General features: G+C 57.9%; 18 protein-coding genes and 2 tRNA genes. 5 read left to right on the top strand and 15 right to left on the bottom strand.

What is annotated here, in order from left to right:
- Positions 1-9: 9 nt before the first annotated feature.
- From nusA to rlmE, 9 genes are all read right to left on the bottom strand, one after another.
- Positions 10-1518: a transcription termination factor NusA gene (nusA, locus tag ACP3TA_RS07795; RefSeq protein WP_004933514.1), complete on the bottom strand. Its 1509-nt coding sequence runs from the start codon at positions 1516-1518 to the stop codon at positions 10-12.
- 21 nt (positions 1519-1539) lie between these two features.
- Positions 1540-1992 carry a ribosome maturation factor RimP gene (gene rimP, locus ACP3TA_RS07790; protein WP_033644179.1) on the bottom strand — a complete coding sequence of 151 codons (453 nt, stop codon included), beginning with the start codon at positions 1990-1992 and terminating at the stop codon, positions 1540-1542.
- A 217-nt stretch (positions 1993-2209) separates the two neighbouring features.
- Positions 2210-2286, bottom strand: a tRNA-Met gene (locus ACP3TA_RS07785).
- Positions 2287-2346: 60 nt separating this feature from the next.
- Positions 2347-2433 (bottom strand) — tRNA-Leu (locus ACP3TA_RS07780).
- Positions 2434-2503: 70 nt separating this feature from the next.
- Positions 2504-2839, bottom strand: a complete 336-nt coding sequence (gene secG, locus ACP3TA_RS07775) for a preprotein translocase subunit SecG (RefSeq protein WP_004933519.1) — start codon at positions 2837-2839, stop codon at positions 2504-2506.
- A 220-nt stretch (positions 2840-3059) separates the two neighbouring features.
- The gene (gene glmM / locus ACP3TA_RS07770) at positions 3060-4397 is read right to left on the bottom strand and encodes a phosphoglucosamine mutase (RefSeq protein WP_033648671.1); all 1338 of its coding nucleotides are present in this window, start codon (positions 4395-4397) and stop codon (positions 3060-3062) included.
- A gap of 4 nt (positions 4398-4401) precedes the next feature.
- Entirely contained in the window at positions 4402-5238 is an 837-nt protein-coding gene (folP, locus tag ACP3TA_RS07765; protein WP_033651477.1) for a dihydropteroate synthase, read from the bottom strand.
- 91 nt (positions 5239-5329) lie between these two features.
- Positions 5330-7261: an ATP-dependent zinc metalloprotease FtsH gene (gene ftsH / locus ACP3TA_RS07760; protein WP_004933529.1), complete on the bottom strand. Its 1932-nt coding sequence runs from the start codon at positions 7259-7261 to the stop codon at positions 5330-5332.
- A gap of 56 nt (positions 7262-7317) precedes the next feature.
- Positions 7318-7947, bottom strand: a complete 630-nt coding sequence (gene rlmE / locus ACP3TA_RS07755) for a 23S rRNA (uridine(2552)-2'-O)-methyltransferase RlmE (protein ID WP_004933533.1) — start codon at positions 7945-7947, stop codon at positions 7318-7320.
- A gap of 143 nt (positions 7948-8090) precedes the next feature.
- Here rlmE and yhbY point away from each other — a divergent pair, with 143 nt between their 5' ends.
- Positions 8091-8384 carry a ribosome assembly RNA-binding protein YhbY gene (yhbY, locus tag ACP3TA_RS07750; protein ID WP_004933536.1) on the top strand — a complete coding sequence of 98 codons (294 nt, stop codon included), beginning with the start codon at positions 8091-8093 and terminating at the stop codon, positions 8382-8384.
- Between the two features lie 112 nt (positions 8385-8496).
- On the opposite strand, the gene greA is transcribed toward yhbY, so the two are convergent.
- Positions 8497-8973, bottom strand: coding sequence for a transcription elongation factor GreA (greA, locus tag ACP3TA_RS07745; RefSeq protein WP_004933539.1), 477 nt, complete (start codon positions 8971-8973; stop codon positions 8497-8499).
- 256 nt (positions 8974-9229) lie between these two features.
- Here greA and dacB point away from each other — a divergent pair, with 256 nt between their 5' ends.
- From dacB to pmrB, 3 genes are read left to right on the top strand one after another with little or no spacing between them, the layout of a single operon-like run.
- Entirely contained in the window at positions 9230-10663 is a 1434-nt protein-coding gene (gene dacB, locus ACP3TA_RS07740) for a serine-type D-Ala-D-Ala carboxypeptidase (RefSeq protein ID WP_025159591.1), read from the top strand.
- An 8-nt stretch (positions 10664-10671) separates the two neighbouring features.
- Complete coding sequence (pmrA, locus tag ACP3TA_RS07735) at positions 10672-11334, top strand: two-component system response regulator PmrA (protein WP_033641655.1); 663 nt, start codon at positions 10672-10674, stop codon at positions 11332-11334.
- Positions 11331-12392: a two-component system sensor histidine kinase PmrB gene (pmrB, locus tag ACP3TA_RS07730; RefSeq protein WP_033641653.1), complete on the top strand. Its 1062-nt coding sequence runs from the start codon at positions 11331-11333 to the stop codon at positions 12390-12392. The genes pmrA and pmrB overlap by 4 nt, the downstream gene beginning before the upstream one ends.
- 36 nt (positions 12393-12428) lie before the next feature.
- Here the strand turns inward: pmrB and cgtA are convergent, their stop codons facing one another.
- The 4 genes from cgtA to rplU all read right to left on the bottom strand — a co-directional run bounded on the left by cgtA (position 12429) and on the right by rplU (position 15281).
- Entirely contained in the window at positions 12429-13601 is a 1173-nt protein-coding gene (cgtA, locus tag ACP3TA_RS07725) for an Obg family GTPase CgtA (protein WP_033641651.1), read from the bottom strand.
- A gap of 16 nt (positions 13602-13617) precedes the next feature.
- Positions 13618-14589, bottom strand: a complete 972-nt coding sequence (locus ACP3TA_RS07720) for a DMT family transporter (protein WP_198809205.1) — start codon at positions 14587-14589, stop codon at positions 13618-13620.
- A 105-nt stretch (positions 14590-14694) separates the two neighbouring features.
- The gene (rpmA, locus tag ACP3TA_RS07715; protein WP_004933559.1) at positions 14695-14952 is read right to left on the bottom strand and encodes a 50S ribosomal protein L27; all 258 of its coding nucleotides are present in this window, start codon (positions 14950-14952) and stop codon (positions 14695-14697) included.
- A gap of 17 nt (positions 14953-14969) precedes the next feature.
- Complete coding sequence (gene rplU, locus ACP3TA_RS07710) at positions 14970-15281, bottom strand: 50S ribosomal protein L21 (RefSeq protein ID WP_004933561.1); 312 nt, start codon at positions 15279-15281, stop codon at positions 14970-14972.
- 270 nt (positions 15282-15551) lie between these two features.
- Here rplU and ispB point away from each other — a divergent pair, with 270 nt between their 5' ends.
- Positions 15552-16523: an octaprenyl diphosphate synthase gene (gene ispB / locus ACP3TA_RS07705; RefSeq protein ID WP_033641648.1), complete on the top strand. Its 972-nt coding sequence runs from the start codon at positions 15552-15554 to the stop codon at positions 16521-16523.
- A gap of 50 nt (positions 16524-16573) precedes the next feature.
- Here the strand turns inward: ispB and ACP3TA_RS07700 are convergent, their stop codons facing one another.
- Positions 16574-16930 carry a DNA-binding protein gene (locus ACP3TA_RS07700; protein ID WP_033651481.1) on the bottom strand — a complete coding sequence of 119 codons (357 nt, stop codon included), beginning with the start codon at positions 16928-16930 and terminating at the stop codon, positions 16574-16576.
- Between the last annotated feature and the right edge of the window lie 37 nt (positions 16931-16967).

The following is a 16967-nucleotide window of genomic DNA, read 5'->3' as shown; positions in this document are numbered from 1 at the left end:
CTACAGTTATTACGCGTTGTCGCCAAACCAACAGATATTGCGTGCAGCCATGATCAGCTCGCCGGCTTGCTCATCGCTAAGCCCTTCAATATCAGCCAGATCGTCAACACCCTGCTCGGCAAGATCTTCCAGCGTACAAACCCCACGCGCGGCCAGTTTAAAGGCCATGCTGCGCTCAAGACCCGGCAGGTTGAGCAAATCGTCGGCCGGTTTGTTGTCGCCCAGGCTTTCTTCTTGTGCCAGGGCCAGCGTGGTCAATGCAGCTTTGGCGCGTTCGCGCAATGCTTCAACCGTATCTTCATCCAGACCGTCGATTTCCAACAGCTCTTTGATCGGCACGTAGGCCAGCTCTTCCAGCGTGGAGAAGCCTTCTTCAACCAGTACGGTGGCGAAATCTTCGTCGATATCAAGATACTTGGTGAAGGTATCAATAGCGGCATGAGCCTCGGCCTGGTGCTTGGCCTGCAGGTCGTCCGCCGTCATCACGTTCAGTTCCCAACGATCGTCGCCGCGGTGTTGTTTCAGCAGCTGGGAAGCCAAACGCACGTTTTGGCCGTTACGGCCGATCGCCTGCGCCAGGTTGCTGGCTTCAACGGCGATATCCATGGTGCAGTTATCTTCGTCTACCACGATCGACGCGACGTCGGCCGGCGCCATGGCGTTGATGACGAATTGCGCTGGGTTATCATCCCACAGGATGATATCGATGCGCTCGCCGCCGAGCTCGCTCGACACGGCCTGAACGCGCGCACCGCGCATACCTACGCAGGCGCCGACCGGATCGATGCGCTTGTCGTTGGTTTTCACTGCAATTTTCGCACGGGAGCCTGGATCGCGGGCTGCCGCTTTAATCTCGATCACTTCTTCGCCGATTTCCGGCACTTCGATGCGGAACAGCTCTTTCAGCATTTCCGGGCTGGAACGGCTGACGAACAGCTGCGCGCCGCGAGCTTCGGGACGTACGGCATACAATACGCCGCGAATGCGGTCGCCCGGACGGAAGTTTTCGCGCGGCAGCATGTCTTCACGGCCAATGACCGCTTCGGCGTTATTGCCCAGATCCAGCGCGATGCTGTCACGGTTCACTTTCTTCACCACGCCGGTGACGATCTCACCTTCGTGTTCACGGAAAGCGTCGACCACCATCGCGCGCTCGGCCTCGCGCACTTTCTGCACGATAACCTGCTTGGCGGTTTGGGTGGTGATGCGGTCGAAGGTCACGGATTCGATCTGATCTTCGACGTATCCGCCGAGCTCGATGCTCGGATCTTCAAACTGAGCGGCTTCCAGCGTGATTTCACGCGTCGGCTGAGTCACTTCGTCTACGGCGACCCAACGGCGGAAGGTATCGAAATCGCCGGTTCTGCGGTCAATGCTGACGCGCACGTCGATTTCCTGCTCGTATTTTTTCTTGGTTGCGGTGGCTAATGCAGTTTCCAGCGCTTCGAAAATCTTCTCGCGCGGAAGGGATTTTTCATTGGAAACTGCTTCAACAACAGCCAGAATCTCTTTGTTCATCCTAGTTGCCTCTTCCAAACTTTAAAAGTGGGGTACCAGGTTCGCTTTCTGGATGTTGCTCAGCGCGAACACTTCATCTTTCCCTTCCACAGTAACCGTGATCATCTCGCCTTCGACAGACTTGATAATACCCTGCCACTTGCGACGGTTCTGTACCGCCATGCGCAGGACCAGGCTGACTTCTTCACCGAGGTAACGCGTATAGTGTTCTGCGGTGAACATCGGGCGATCAAGGCCAGGAGAGGAGACTTCCAAGTTGTAAGCGACCGTGATTGGATCTTCGACGTCCAATACAGCGCTGACCTGGTGGCTGACATCAGCGCAATCATCAACATTGATGCCGTTATCACTATCAATATAGATGCGGAGCGTCGATTGGCGCGCACGAATGAATTCGATGCCTACAAGCTCAAAGCCCAACGCTTCTACCGGTGCCGAAAGCATCTCTGTTAACTTTTGCTCTAATGTGGACAAGCCCACCCCCAAGACATAAAAAAAGGGCTAAATAGCCCAGTGATTCTGTTGCCAAATAACAAAAAACCCCGAAAAATCGGGGCTTTATGCAACTGGACCCTGTTTGCCGCTAGGCGGCCTCGGTACAACTTTCGAGCAAGTGTCATTTTCAAATGTTGATCGAGAAAAGCGGGTTTCAATCGAAAAGTGTATTTGAAAATAAACACTTAAAGGAAAGTGGTTGCGGGGGCCGGATTTGAACCGACGACCTTCGGGTTATGAGCCCGACGAGCTACCAGGCTGCTCCACCCCGCGTCCGAAAACGTGGCAAATACTACGCCGATAATCGCAAAATTGCAAGTTATCTCTGGGATTTGGTACCGAGGATGGGACTCGAACCCACAAGCCCGTTAGGGCACTACCACCTCAAGGTAGCGTGTCTACCAATTCCACCACCTCGGTACTGATTCTTACTGCTAACGGCCGTTGTTCTTTCGAGTTCACAACCACCGTTTTCAAACTTTGTTACGGCTTACTGCGGGATATCGCTGCTCGGCTTGGCTGGTGCCGCCGGCGCGGTCGTCTGCTCAGTTTTCACTGGCTGACCCAGGTTTTCCCACTCGCTGCCTTTCTTGCTCTGGTTGCTGCTGAGGTTGCCCAGAATCAGGCTGATGACGAAGAACAGCGTCGCCAGCACAGCAGTCATGCGGGTCATAAAGTTACCGGAACCACTCGAACCGAACAATGTGCCTGATGCACCTGCTCCGAAAGAGGCTCCCATATCAGCGCCTTTACCTTGCTGCAACATAATCAGAGCAACCAGCCCGATTGAGATCAGCAGGAAAATTACCAGAAGAGCTTCGTACATAGTAGTACCCGTATCCTTGCGGCCTTACCGCATGCCAAATGCTTCACACTCATCAAGCAGGCGTTTTTATAAACTGCCTACTGAAGCGGGTGTGAATACTAACCAAAGCCGCCAACCCGCGCAAGGGCAATTTGCAGCCGCCGGCGCGTTTGCGGAAAAAAACGCCAACAATCGCCTGTTCGGGCTCAGCGATGCCAAGCCCGGCGGCTAACTGTCTGTTTTAACCTGCGGATTTCACCGCGTCGGCGATGCGATGCGCCAGCGCGGTCACCTGCTGCTCGTCTTCGCCTTCCACCATCACGCGGATCAGCGGCTCGGTGCCCGATTTGCGCAGCAGCACCCGGCCGCGGCCGGCCAGCTCGGCCTCCACCTGCTCGGTGACTTTGCGCACTGCATCAGACTCCAGCGGATTGTGCTCGCCGGCGAAGCGCACGTTGACCAAGATCTGCGGCAGCAGCTTCATGCCGCTGCACAGGTCATGCAGGCTCATGTGGTTGCGCACCATGGCGGTCAGCACCTGCAGCCCGGCCACGATGCCGTCGCCGGTGGTGGTTTTGTCCAGCAGGATCACATGGCCGGAGTTTTCCGCGCCGATACGCCAGCCCAACTCCTGCAGCTTCTCCAGCACGTAGCGGTCGCCCACTTTGGCGCGAGCGAACGGAATGCCCAGCTGTTTCAGCGCCAGCTCCAGCCCCATATTGCTCATCAGGGTGCCGACCGCGCCGCCGCGCAGCTGGCCCTGACGCAGGCCTTCACGGGCGATGATGTACAGGATCTGGTCGCCGTCCACCTTGTTGCCCAGGTGATCCACCATCATCACGCGGTCACCGTCGCCGTCGAACGCCAGGCCGACGTGCGCTTTTTCCTGCAACACGCGCTCCTGCAGCTGACGCACATCGGTAGCGCCGCATTTTTCGTTGATGTTCATCCCGTCCGGCTCAACGCCGATGGCGATCACCGTGGCGCCCAGCTCGCGCAGCACGCTCGGCGCGATGTGGTAAGTCGCGCCGTTGGCGCAGTCAACCACGATTTTCAGCCCCTTCAGGCTCAGCTCGCTCGGGAAGGTGCCTTTGCAGAATTCGATATAGCGGCCGGCGGCGTCGATGATACGGCTGGCTTTACCCAGCTCGGCGGACTCCACGCAGGTCAGCGGTTTTTCCATCTCGGCTTCGATCGCCTCTTCGACGTTGTCCGGCAATTTGGCGCCGTCGATCGAGAAGAACTTGATGCCGTTGTCATAGAACGGGTTGTGCGAAGCGGAGATGACAATGCCCGCTTCCGCGCGGAAGGTGCGCGTCAGGTAGGCCACCGCCGGCGTGGGCATCGGCCCGGTGAAGGAGGCGGACAATCCGGCGGCCGCCAGGCCGGCTTCAAGAGCGGACTCCAGCATATATCCGGAGATGCGCGTATCCTTACCGATGATGATCTTGCGGGAACCGTGACGCGCCAGCACTTTACCGGCCGCCCAGCCCAGCTTCAGCACGAAGTCAGGCGTGATGGGGCTGTCCCCGACCTTGCCACGGATGCCGTCGGTGCCAAAATATTTGCGCTCGCTCATGTCTCTACTGTCCTTTAGCTGAAAGTGTTGCCTCGACGACACGCATCGCCTCGACGGTTTCTTTAACGTCATGCACTCTGACAATCTGCGCCCCCTGCATCGCCGCGATCACCGCGCAGGCCACGCTGCCGATAACCCGTTGATCCGGCGGCACGTTCAGCAGTTGTCCAATCATCGATTTGCGCGACATGCCGACCAACAGCGGCAAACCGAAACGATGAAATTCCGACAACCGGGCCAGAAGCTGATAGTTGTGCGACAAATTTTTACCGAAACCGAAGCCTGGGTCGAGCAGCAATTTCTGATTTGTTATCCCCGCCTCGTTACAGCGCCGGATATGGTGCTCGAAAAACGTCTGAACGTCGGCGATCAGATCGTCGTAGTGCGGCGCCTGCTGCATGGTGCGCGGCTGCCCCTGCATGTGCATCAGGCAGACCGGCAAACCGCTTTCCGCCGCCGCCGCCAGGGCGCCCGGCTCCTGCAGCGAACGGATGTCGTTGATCAAATGTGCGCCGGCGTGCGCCGATTCGCGGATCACACCCGCTTTCGAGGTATCGACCGAGATAAAGACTTCAAAACGCTGCGCCAGCGCTTCCACCACCGGCACGACCCGCTCAAGCTCCTCCTCTTCGCTCACTTCCGCCGCCCCCGGCCTTGTCGATTCGCCGCCGATATCAATCATCGTGGCGCCGGCCGAAATCAGCGCATGCGCATGTACCAGCGCCTGGTTCAGGGTGTTGTGGCGGCCGCCGTCAGAAAACGAATCCGGCGTCACGTTGAGGATGCCCATCACCTGCGGATGGGAAAGATTGAGCGTCATGTCGCGCACGGTTAACTGCATGGTTGGTCCACCTTACTGTTGCCTGGTTCACTGCCCGCCGGGCAAAAAAAACCCCGGCATGCCGGGGTTTGATGTTATTACACAGCCGCTGTTACTTGTCGAGCTGTTCGGACATGGTGTTGCCCGGCGTTGGGGTGCGCGGCTCATCTACCGGCGTCGGGGCTTTCGGGGTGCCACCGTTGTCGGAGCTGTTGCCTTTGTTCGCATCGTCCCAGCCCGCCGGCGGACGCACGTCTTTGCGGTTCATCAGATCGTCGATCTGCGGCGCATCGATGGTTTCATACTTCATCAACGCATCCTTCATCGAGTGCAGGATGTCCATGTTTTCCATCAGCAGCGAGCGAGCACGCGTGTAGTTACGTTCGATCAGCGACTTCACTTCCTGGTCGATGATACGCGCGGTTTCATCCGACATGTGCTTCGCCTTGGCCACGGAACGGCCCAGGAACACTTCGCCCTCTTCTTCCGCATACAGCAGCGGCCCCAGCTTCTCGGAGAAGCCCCATTGGGTCACCATGTTGCGGGCGATGGAGGTCGCCACTTTGATGTCGTTCGACGCACCGGTAGAGACTTTTTCCGGCCCGTAGATGATCTCTTCCGCCAGACGACCGCCGTACAGGGTGGAGATTTGGCTCTCCAGCTTCTGACGGCTGGCGCTGATCGCATCCCCTTCCGGCAGGAAGAAGGTCACGCCGAGCGCCCGACCACGAGGAATGATGGTGACCTTGTGCACCGGATCGTGTTCAGGAACCAGGCGGCCAATGATGGCATGGCCCGCTTCGTGATACGCGGTCGACTCTTTCTGCGCTTCAGTCATCACCATGGAGCGACGTTCCGCACCCATCATGATCTTGTCTTTGGCTTTCTCGAACTCCACCATCGACACCACGCGCTTGTTGCCGCGGGCGGCGAACAGCGCCGCTTCGTTGACCAGGTTGGCCAGGTCGGCACCGGAGAAGCCCGGCGTACCACGCGCAATGACGGAGGCGTCGATGTCGGCAGCCAACGGCACGCGGCGCATGTGCACCTTCAGGATCTGCTCACGGCCACGCACATCCGGCAGCCCGACCACGACCTGACGGTCGAAACGGCCCGGGCGCAGCAGCGCGGGGTCAAGCACGTCCGGACGGTTGGTCGCCGCGATGACGATGATGCCCTCGTTGCCTTCGAAACCGTCCATCTCAACCAGCATCTGGTTCAGGGTCTGCTCGCGCTCATCGTGACCGCCACCCAGGCCGGCGCCACGCTGGCGACCGACGGCGTCGATTTCATCGATGAAGATGATGCACGGCGCGGCTTTCTTCGCTTGTTCGAACATGTCGCGCACGCGGGATGCACCCACGCCGACGAACATTTCGACGAAGTCGGAACCGGAAATGGTGAAGAACGGTACCTTCGCTTCGCCGGCGATCGCTTTCGCCAACAGCGTTTTACCGGTCCCCGGCGGGCCAACCATCAGCACGCCTTTCGGGATCTTGCCGCCCAGCTTCTGGAAACGGCTCGGTTCGCGCAGGTATTCCACCAGTTCGCTCACCTCTTCTTTCGCTTCGTCACAACCGGCGACATCGGCGAAAGTGGTCTTGATCTGGTCTTCCGTCAGCATGCGGGCCTTGCTCTTGCCGAAGGACATCGCGCCCTTGCCGCCGCCGCCCTGCATTTGCCGCATAAAGAAGATCCAGACCCCGATCAGCAACAGCATCGGGAACCAGGAGATAAAGATAGAAGCCAGCAGGCTCGGCTCTTCAGGCGGCTCGCCGACAACTTTCACATTCTTCGTTAACAACGTATCCAGCAACTTAGGATCGTTGACAGGGATGTAGGTCGTGTATTTGTTACTGTCTTTCTTGGTAACGTTAATTTCACGTCCGTTGATTCGCGCTTCGCGAACCTGGTCTTGGGTCAGTTCGGACATGAAGGTAGAGTAATCCACCCTACGGCCATTCGACTCGCTGGGCCCAAAGCTCTGGAATACAGACATCAACACTACCGCGATGACTAACCAGAGAATTAGGTTTTTCGCCATGTCACTCAAGGGATTAACCTCATCTTACAACTGTGTTAACAAACAGCGTTAGGGTACTACAGTTTGCGCCCTGTCGCTACAATGTACACTTCGCGCGAACGGGCGCGGGAAGCGTCTGGCTTACGAATCTTAACCTTCGTAAACAGGGAGCGAATTTCCCGTAGGTACTCGTCAAAGCCATCTCCCTGGAACACCTTCACCAGGAAACTTCCGCCTGGTGCGAGGACATCACGACACATATCCAGCGCCAACTCCACCAGATACATCGACCTTGGAATATCGACCGCCGGGGTGCCACTCATATTCGGGGCCATATCGGACATGACCACCTGAACCTTACTCTCGCCTACTCGTTCCAACAGCGCCTTCAGCACCAGTTCATCACGAAAATCGCCCTGAAGGAAATCGACGCCAACGATAGGATCCATTGGCAAAATATCACAGGCGATGATGCGCCCGGTACCGCCGATTTGGGTGACCACATACTGCGACCAGCCGCCCGGTGCGGCGCCCAGGTCAACCACGGTCATGCCCGGTTTGAACAGTTTGTCGCTCTGCTGTATTTCATCAAGTTTAAACCAGGCACGGGAACGCAGTCCCTTTTTCTGCGCCTGCTGTACATATTTATCGCTAAAGTGTTCTTGTAACCAGCGACTGGAGCTAGCCGAACGCTTTTTATTAGCCATCTCGTTTTCCAACTATCATAAAAAGAGTCTTATGTCAGGGTCGCTGCTCACGTAGACTCACACCGGTGAAGACCGATTTGGTGATATACATGAGATGGCGGTAGAATGTACCGTTTTCAATCCCAACTTAAGCAAAAAAGACAATGAATCTGAATAATAAACAAAAACAGCACCTGAAAGGCCTGGCGCATCCGTTAAAACCGGTGGTGATGCTGGGCAATAACGGTCTTACCGAAGGGGTGCTGGCTGAAATTGAACAGGCTCTGGAGCATCATGAGCTGATCAAGGTAAAAATCGCCGCTGAAGATCGCGAAACCAAGACCCTGATCGCCGACGCTATCGTGCGTGAAACGGGCGCCTGCAATGTGCAAGTTATCGGCAGTACGCTTATTCTTTACCGCCCGTCGAAAGAGCGCAAGATCAGTCTACCGCGTTAATAACCATCAGGTTAACGAAAAGGTGCCATGCGCCTGACCAAGATAAAAGGCCGCTTGCGGCCTTTTTCCTATCTTTACAAAACGTTGGCGCATTAATGACCAACGGTCCCGATCAGAGATACTCGACCTTCAGGATCTCGTATTCCACGTCGCCGCCTGGGGTTTTGATCACCACCACATCGTCTTGCTCTTTGCCGATCAGGCCGCGCGCCATCGGCGAGTTTACCGAAATCAGATTTTTCTTGAAATCGGCCTCATCGTCGCCAACGATGCGGTAAGTCACTTCTTCTTCGCTGTCCAGATTCATCACCGATACGGTGGCGCCGAAGATCACCCGACCGGTGTTCGGCATCTTGGTGATGTCGATCACCTGAGCATTGGACAGCTTGGCTTCGATTTCCTGAATGCGGCCTTCACAGAAACCCTGCTGTTCGCGGGCGGCATGGTACTCGGCATTTTCTTTCAAGTCGCCGTGTTCACGCGCTTCAGCGATATCCGCAATGATTTTCGGGCGGCGCACGCTTTTCAGATATTCGAGCTCTTCGCGCAGTTTTTCAGCGCCAAACAAGGTCATCGGAATTTGGTTCATCGTATAAATACCTCTAAATCTTTCCTGTTCAAATAACCGTCATCCTGACGTATTCGTATGAAAACACGGTTGGCATACCGCCCCCCGCCTCCAGGCGACAAACAAAAGAAACCTGACTCGGAACGGAGCCCAAGCCAAGATCGGTTTTGCATTTTGATACGCATTTTAGCCTAGAGTTCCTTGAGGGTCATCGTTTACTTTTTCCCTGATTGCACCGTAGTATGACGGCACGTTATCCAGCTGTTATCCCGAGATTATGCGTTTTTCACGAATTGTCAGTGCATTGGCTTGCGCATTTGTTCTGAATGCGAATGCGGCCCCGGTTGAAGAGTACACACAATATCTGCCTGATGGGGCCAACCTTGCCCTGGTCGTTCAGAAGATCGGCGCCGGCTCGCCGACGATCGATTACCACTCTCAGCAAATGGCGCTGCCGGCCAGTACCCAAAAAGTGCTGACGGCGCTGGCGGCATTGCTGCAACTCGGGCCCGATTACCGTTTCACCACCACGCTGGAGAGCCAGGGCGATATCCGCGACGGCGTGCTGCGCGGCAACCTGATCGCTCGCTTCAGCGGCGATCCGACCTTCAAACGCCAGAGCCTGCGCAATATGGTGGCCGTCCTGAAAAAGCAAGGCGTGCGCCAAATCAGCGGCGATGTGCTGGTCGATACCTCGGTCTTCGCCAGCCATGACAAAGCGCCCGGTTGGCCGTGGAACGATCTGACGCAGTGCTTCAGCGCGCCGCCGGCCGCCGCCATCGTCGATCGCAACTGTTTCTCGGTCTCGCTGTACAGCGCGCCGAATCCGGGCGACATGGCGTTTATCCGCGTCGCCTCCTATTATCCGGTTAATATGTTTAGCCAGGTGCGCACCCTGGCGCGCGGCTCGGCAGACGCACAGTACTGCGAGCTGGACGTGGTGCCGGGCGAGCTGAACCGCTTTACCCTGACCGGCTGCCTGACGCAGCGCAGCGAGCCGTTGCCGCTGGCCTTCGCCATCCAGGACGGCGCCAGCTATGCGGGCGCCATCTTGAAAGACGAGCTGACGCAGGCCGGCATCCAGATTGACGGGCATTTGAAACGCCAGACGCGTCCCGGCATTACCGGCACGGTGATCGCGCAAACCCAGTCGGCACCGCTGCACGATCTGTTGAAGATCATGCTGAAAAAGTCGGACAACATGATTGCCGATACCGTCTTCCGCACCATCGGCCATGAGCGCTTCGGCGTGCCGGGCACCTGGCGAGCGGGCTCCGATGCGGTGCGCCAGGTGCTGCGCCAAAAGGCCGGCATCGATCTGGGCAATACCATCATCGCCGACGGTTCCGGCCTGTCGCGCCACAACCTGCTGGCCCCGGCGACCATGATGCAGGCGCTGCAGTACATCGCGCAGCACGACAACGAGCTGAACTTTATCTCGATGCTGCCGCTGTCCGGCTATGACGGCACCCTGCGCTACCGCGGCGGCCTGCATGAAGCCGGCGTCGACGGCAAGGTGTCGGCCAAGACCGGCGCGCTGCAGGGCGTCTACAACCTGGCGGGCTTCATCACGACCGCCAGCGGCCAGCGCATGGCCTTCGTGCAGTATCTCTCCGGCTACGCCGTGCCGCCGGAAGATCAGAAACAGCGCCGCGCGCCGCTGGTGCGCTTCGAAAGCCGCCTGTATCGGGATATTTACCAAAACAACTGAGGGTCATCATGAAGCTGCTGGTCGTTGAAGATGATGAACTGCTGCAACAGGGGCTGGCGTTGGCGCTGACCGGCGAGGGTTACGTCTGCGACTGCGCCGCCACGGCGGCGGAGGCCAACAGCCTGCTCATCACCAGCCAATACAGCATGGTGATCCTGGATCTCGGCCTGCCGGATATGGACGGCGCGGCGCTGCTGCGGCAGTGGCGCCGCCAGCAGATCGATCTGCCGGTGCTGATCCTGACCGCCCGCGACGCCCTGGAAGATCGCGTCGACGGGCTGGACGCCGGCGCCGACGACTACCTGGTCAAACCCTTCGCGCTGGTTGAGCTGCAGGCGCGCGTGCGCGCCCTCCTGCGGCGCTACCAGGGCCACAGCGACAATCTGATGCAGGTGGATGACCTGCAGTTGAACCTCTCCAGCCAGCAGGTCTACCTGCAGCAACAGCCGGTGGAAGTCACGCCAAAAGAGTTCGCCATTCTGTCGCGCCTGATCATGCGTGCCGGGCAGACGGTCAACCGTGAACTCCTGCAGCAGGATCTCTACACCTGGCAGGACGACTTGGGTTCCAACACGCTGGAAGTGCACATCCACAACCTGCGCCGCAAACTGGGCAAGGATCGTATCCGCACCGTGCGCGGCATCGGCTACCGCCTGGAACCCTCGTCATGATCAGCATGCGCCGCCGCCTGCTGCTGATGCTGGCGCTGATCCTGCTGGTCACGCAACTCATCAGCGCCTTCTGGCTGTGGCACGAAAGCCAGGAACAGATCAGCTTCCTGGTGGACGAAACCCTGTCCGCCAAAGTGCGCAGCGAGCGCGTCGATACCGAGATCGCCGAAGCCATCGCCTCGCTGTTGGCGCCTTCGCTGATCATGATGATCGTGACCCTGCTGGCGTCTTTCTGGGCCATCAGCTGGATCACCCGCCCGCTCAACCAATTGCAGCAGCGGCTGGAAAAGCGCTCTGCCGATAACCTGACGCCGCTGCCGATCACCAGCGACAGCCAGGAAATGGTGGCGGTCACCAATGCGCTCAATCAGCTGTTCTCGCGGCTGGACAACACCATTCAGCAGGAACGCCTGTTCACCGCCGACGCCGCCCACGAGCTGCGCACGCCGCTGGCCGGCATCCGTCTGCATCTGGAACTGATGGAAAAACAGGGCGTCAAGGGCAGCCAGGCGCTGATCGCCCGCATCGATCAACTGATGCACACCGTCGAGCAACTGCTGATGCTGTCGCGCGCCGGGCAAGACTTTGCCAGCGGCCATTACCAGCATTTCGATTGGGTAGCCGATGTGATCCAGCCGCTGCGTGAAGAGCTCGACGAAATGACCGCCCAACGCGGGCAAACGCTGGCCTGGCAATTGCCGGCCGCCGCCGCGGTGAACGGCGATCCGGTGCTGCTGCGGCTGCTGCTGCGCAACCTGGTCGAAAACGCCCACCGATACGGCCCGGAAGGTGGCGCGATACAGGTGCGGTTAACGCCGCAGGACCGCGGTTATCTGCTGCAGGTCATCGACGATGGCCCGGGGATCAAGGAAGAGATGGTCGGGGAGCTGACGCAGGCGTTTCGCCGCATGGATCAACGCTACGGCGGCAGCGGACTGGGCTTGAATATCGTGATCCGCATCGTGCAGCTGCACCAGGGGCGCTTGACGCTGGAAAACCGCCGCGATGCGCGCGGCCTGAATGCCCAGTGTTGGCTGCCGGAAAAGGCGCTCAAATAACAAGGGCCCAGCGTTGCTGAGCCCTTTATCATCGAATTACTTCTGGTAAATGATTTCGACGCCTTCGTCGTCGTCTTCGTCCCAGTCGTCATCCCAGTCGTCATCCGCTTCCGATTCCATCTCCGCCAGCTGTTCGCGGTGATAGTCGTCCCACATGAATTCGACTTTTTCCGGCGCGCTTTCTTCGATCGCCATCGCTTTCGGCTGGGTGTTGATGAAGTTCATCACGTCCCAGCACAGCGCGTTGACGCCTTCGCGGTTGGCGGCGGAGATCATGTAGTACTTTCCTTCCCAGCCCATGCCTTCCACAATCGCCTTGGCGCGTTCGGCAGCTTCTTCCTCACCAATCACATCAATTTTGTTGAACACCAGCCAGCGTGGCTTCTGCGCCAGATTTTCGCTGTATTGGTTCAACTCGTTGATGATGACTTTGGCGTTTTCCACCGGATCGGATTCGTCGATCGGCGCAATGTCCACCAGGTGCAACAGCACGCGGCAACGCTCCAGGTGTTTCAGGAAGCGAATGCCCAGGCCAGCGCCTTCGGAGGCGCCCTCGATCAGCCCCGGAATGTCGGCGACCACAAAGCTCTGCTCGTGGTCCATGCGCACCACGCCCAGGCTTGGCACCAGCGTGGTAAACGGATAATCGGCCACCTTCGGCTTGGCGGCGGACACCGCGCGGATGAAGGTCGATTTGCCGGCGTTCGGCAGCCCCAGCATGCCCACATCGGCCAGCAGCAACAGCTCCAGCAACAGATCGCGCGCTTCGCCGGCGGTGCCCAGCGTCTTCTGACGCGGCGCACGGTTTACCGACGATTTGAAACGGGTGTTACCCAGACCGTGCCAGCCGCCTTTGGCGACCATCAGTTTCTGCTCGTGACGGGTCATGTCGCCGAGGATCTCGCCGGTGCCCTGATCCTTCACGCGCGTGCCGACCGGCACCTTGATGATGACGTCTTTACCGCGTTTACCGGTACAGTCGCGGCTCTGGCCATTCTGACCGCGCTCGGCGCGGAAAGACTTCTCAAAGCGGTAGTCGATCAGGGTATTGAGGTTCTCGTCCGCCAGCAGGTAGACGTCACCGCCGTCGCCGCCGTCGCCGCCGTCAGGCCCACCGTTAGGGATATATTTTTCGCGGCGGAAGCTGACGCATCCGTTGCCGCCATCGCCTGCAACGACCAGAATCGCTGCTTCATCTACAAACTTCATTTACCGTCTCCGTAAATCATTCACCGGGCTGCTTCAAAGGAGCAACCTGGGGGGGTTCTGCCCGTCGCGGCCACCACCGGTGACCAATTGCGGAAAACATAGCGCCCGCCACGACCACAAACGCGCCAACATAGCCGACGAGATTTAACGTCGGCGCGGCGAATGCCTGGGGCAAGGCCAGCGCCAATAAATCAGAAAACAGCAGGGTAAACAGCGGGGTCAGCGTCACCAACGCACTCACCTGCGCCGCCTGCCAGCGCGCCATCGCTTCCGCCAGCGCGCCATAGCCGATCAACGTGTTGGCGCCGCAAAACAGCAGGCACGCCAATTGCCAGCCGCTAAGCTGGAAAATCACCTCGGGTTTGGCCAGAGGGAACAACGCCATCGCACATAAAGTGTACAACATAACCAGGATCTGCGGCGAAGCCAGCCGTCGCAGCAATACCTTCTGCGCCACGCCGTAGCTCACCCAGACCATCGCCGCACACACGCCCAGCATGACGCCCAGCGTGTAGTCCGTCAGCCGGGTAAAGATCTCTATCAGACTGACGTTGAAAAACAACATCAGTCCACAAATCAGCATCAAGGCGCCAATGACCTGGGTGATGCGCATGCGCTCTTTTAAAATCAGCACGCTGGCGAACATCATGCCCACCGGCGACAGCTGGCCAATCACCTGCGACGCCGTCGGGCTCAGGTATTGCAGCGAGGAACTGAAGAACACAAAGTTGCCCAACAGCCCCGCCGTGGCGATCGCCAACAGCAGCAGCCAACGCGGTTGACGGAACATCTTCAGCGGCGGCAGCTTGCCGCGCACCGCGAGGATCACGCCCAAACCGATGGCGGCCATGGTAAAGCGATACCAAACGACGGTAAACGGCTCCATCACCGCCAACACTTCTTTCATCGCGATCGGCAACGCGCCCCAGCAAACCGCCGTGGTTAACGCCAGGGAAATACCCACGCCGACCTGCTGCTTCGTATCCATATTACCTTCGCCAACGCTGACAGGGCTGCCCGCAGGCAACCCATAAATGTAAAAAGCCCCGCAACGAATTGCGGGGCTTACATCTATTTCGTAAGGCTCGAAAAATTATTCAGCTTCGATGCTGATGAATTTACGATTGCTCGGGCCTTTAACTTCGAATTTGACTTTACCGTCTTTCAAAGCAAACAGAGTGTGGTCTTTGCCGCAACCCACGTTGGTACCAGCGTGGAATTTGGTGCCGCGCTGACGAACGATGATGCTGCCTGCCAGTACTGCTTCGCCGCCAAAGCGTTTTACGCCCAGACGTTTAGCTTCTGAATCGCGACCGTTACGAGTCGAGCCGCCAGCCTTTTTGTGTGCCATTAATCCGCTCTCCTAACTTAAGCGCTGATGCCGGTGATTTTAACGTCAGTGAACCACTGACGGTGGCCCTGCTGCTTACGGTGGTGTTTACGACGACGAAACTTAACAATTTTAATTTTCTCGCCACGACCGTGAGCAACGACTTCAGCTTTGATCTTGCCGCCATCGACGAAAGGAACGCCGATTTTGATATCTTCGCCATTAGCGATCATCAGAATCTGGTCAAACTCAACCGCTTCACCAGTTGCGATGTCCAGCTTTTCCAAGCGAACGGTCTGACCTTCGCTTACTCGGTGTTGTTTACCACCACTTTGGAAAACCGCGTACATATAAAACTCCGCTTTCCGCGTGCCCGACTGTGTTAGTTCAGAGCGCGCTATAAATATTCACAATAGGGCGCGAATTCTACGCAAAAAAGCGGCGCATGACAAGAGCAGAATAAGACCAGATGTACAAAAAAGAAGAAAAAAAACACAGTTTCTTTCGTGGCGTTTATCTGAACCGTTTTTCAAGTACAATCATAGGGACAGTTACCGCCATGTACCGATGTGAGCAGCGATCTCAACGCGGTGAAGAGAAACACAGCTGAAAAAAACACAATGAACCTAGAGCAAATTACCGAGTTAACCGCGCAAGATATGGCGGCCGTGAACGCAACAATTCTCGAACAGCTGAATTCCGATGTCACGCTCATCAATCAGCTTGGCTATTACATTATCAGCGGTGGCGGTAAACGCATCCGGCCGATGATCGCCGTCCTGGCGGCGCGAGCGTTGGGCTATGAAGGCAACAAGCACGTCACCGTCGCCGCCCTGATCGAATTCATCCATACCGCCACGCTGCTGCATGACGACGTCGTCGACGAATCGGACATGCGCCGCGGCAAAGCCACCGCCAACGCCGCGTTCGGCAACGCCGCCAGCGTGCTGGTCGGCGACTTTATCTATACCCGCGCCTTCCAGATGATGACCAGCCTGGAATCGCTGCGCGTGCTGGCGCTGATGTCGGAGGCGGTCAACGTCATCGCCGAAGGCGAAGTGCTGCAGTTGATGAACGTGCACGATCCTGACATCAGCGAAGAAAGCTATATGCGGGTGATCTACAGCAAAACCGCCCGTCTGTTTGAGGCGGCGGCGCAATCGTCGGCGATCCTGTCCGGCGCCAACGCCGAGCAAGAGAAGGCGCTGCAAGATTATGGCCGCTACCTCGGCACCGCTTTCCAGCTGATCGACGATCTGCTCGACTACAGCGCCGACGGCAGCACCCTGGGCAAAAACACCGGTGACGATCTGAATGAAGGGAAACCGACCCTGCCGCTGCTGCACGCGATGCACAACGGCGACGACGCACAGCGTGAGATGATCCGTGGCGCGATTGAGCAAGGCAACGGTCGTCATCTGCTGGAGCCGGTATTGCAGGCGATGCAACAATGCGGTTCGCTGGAATACACTCGCCAACGCGCCGAGGAAGAAGCCGACAAGGCGATCGCCGCGCTGCAGGTCTTGCCGGCCTCGGAGCACCGCACGGCGCTGGAAGGCCTGGCGCATCTGGCAGTGCAACGCGATTTTTAAGAAATAAAAGTTTCTTAACATTCTTATCAGGCCCGCTGAGGCGGGCCTGTCTAGGTATTGTTCTCTTCGTCAATACGCGCTAGCAGGCCGCCTATCCCTTCCCGCATCAGGAAAGCCACCATTTTCTCGCGCTCGCTCTCCGTCAAATGGTAGTAATACTCGATCCATACCGCTAACGGATCCTGGCGTTCTACGTCATACGCCGCCCCATCTTCTTTCAGCATCAGCAGGTTGCGTGCACCAGGCGGCAGGCTGTCGATATGATACTCCAACGCTTTTCCCTGCACGCCTTTACGCCTGCGGCTTATCCAGCCTTCGCGCCGGGCCATCAGATTGATTCCCTGTGGTGAGGAAGGTAATCCTGCGATGCCTGTCAGTTCCTTGGCGGCAAACCACTCGTTTTTCATAGCCATCATCTCTGGGCAATAGTGGGCAAAGTCATTT

It is taken from the genome of Serratia sp. 2C06 (genome assembly GCF_050037615.1).
In the GTDB taxonomy this organism is placed as follows: Bacteria; Pseudomonadota; Gammaproteobacteria; order Enterobacterales; family Enterobacteriaceae; genus Serratia; species Serratia ureilytica.
Note: the sequence above shows the minus strand (reverse complement) of the source record. Positions and strands in the feature narration are given on the sequence as shown.

Excerpts from the sequence above, each read along its gene's own strand:
- nusA (WP_004933514.1), bottom strand. The coding sequence starts at position 1,518 with ATGAACAAAGAGATTCTGGCTGTTGTTGAAGCAGTTTCCAATGAAAAA.
- secG (WP_004933519.1), bottom strand. The coding sequence starts at position 2,839 with ATGTACGAAGCTCTTCTGGTAATTTTCCTGCTGATCTCAATCGGGCTG.
- glmM (WP_033648671.1), bottom strand. The coding sequence starts at position 4,397 with ATGAGCGAGCGCAAATATTTTGGCACCGACGGCATCCGTGGCAAGGTC.
- folP (WP_033651477.1), bottom strand. The coding sequence starts at position 5,238 with ATGCAGTTAACCGTGCGCGACATGACGCTCAATCTTTCCCATCCGCAG.
- ftsH (WP_004933529.1), bottom strand. The coding sequence starts at position 7,261 with ATGGCGAAAAACCTAATTCTCTGGTTAGTCATCGCGGTAGTGTTGATG.
- rlmE (WP_004933533.1), bottom strand. The coding sequence starts at position 7,947 with ATGGCTAATAAAAAGCGTTCGGCTAGCTCCAGTCGCTGGTTACAAGAA.
- yhbY (WP_004933536.1), top strand. The coding sequence starts at position 8,091 with ATGAATCTGAATAATAAACAAAAACAGCACCTGAAAGGCCTGGCGCAT.
- greA (WP_004933539.1), bottom strand. The coding sequence starts at position 8,973 with ATGAACCAAATTCCGATGACCTTGTTTGGCGCTGAAAAACTGCGCGAA.
- dacB (WP_025159591.1), top strand. The coding sequence starts at position 9,230 with ATGCGTTTTTCACGAATTGTCAGTGCATTGGCTTGCGCATTTGTTCTG.
- pmrA (WP_033641655.1), top strand. The coding sequence starts at position 10,672 with ATGAAGCTGCTGGTCGTTGAAGATGATGAACTGCTGCAACAGGGGCTG.
- pmrB (WP_033641653.1), top strand. The coding sequence starts at position 11,331 with ATGATCAGCATGCGCCGCCGCCTGCTGCTGATGCTGGCGCTGATCCTG.
- cgtA (WP_033641651.1), bottom strand. The coding sequence starts at position 13,601 with ATGAAGTTTGTAGATGAAGCAGCGATTCTGGTCGTTGCAGGCGATGGC.
- ACP3TA_RS07720 (WP_198809205.1), bottom strand. The coding sequence starts at position 14,589 with ATGGATACGAAGCAGCAGGTCGGCGTGGGTATTTCCCTGGCGTTAACC.
- rpmA (WP_004933559.1), bottom strand. The coding sequence starts at position 14,952 with ATGGCACACAAAAAGGCTGGCGGCTCGACTCGTAACGGTCGCGATTCA.
- rplU (WP_004933561.1), bottom strand. The coding sequence starts at position 15,281 with ATGTACGCGGTTTTCCAAAGTGGTGGTAAACAACACCGAGTAAGCGAA.
- ispB (WP_033641648.1), top strand. The coding sequence starts at position 15,552 with ATGAACCTAGAGCAAATTACCGAGTTAACCGCGCAAGATATGGCGGCC.
- ACP3TA_RS07700 (WP_033651481.1), bottom strand. The coding sequence starts at position 16,930 with ATGAAAAACGAGTGGTTTGCCGCCAAGGAACTGACAGGCATCGCAGGA.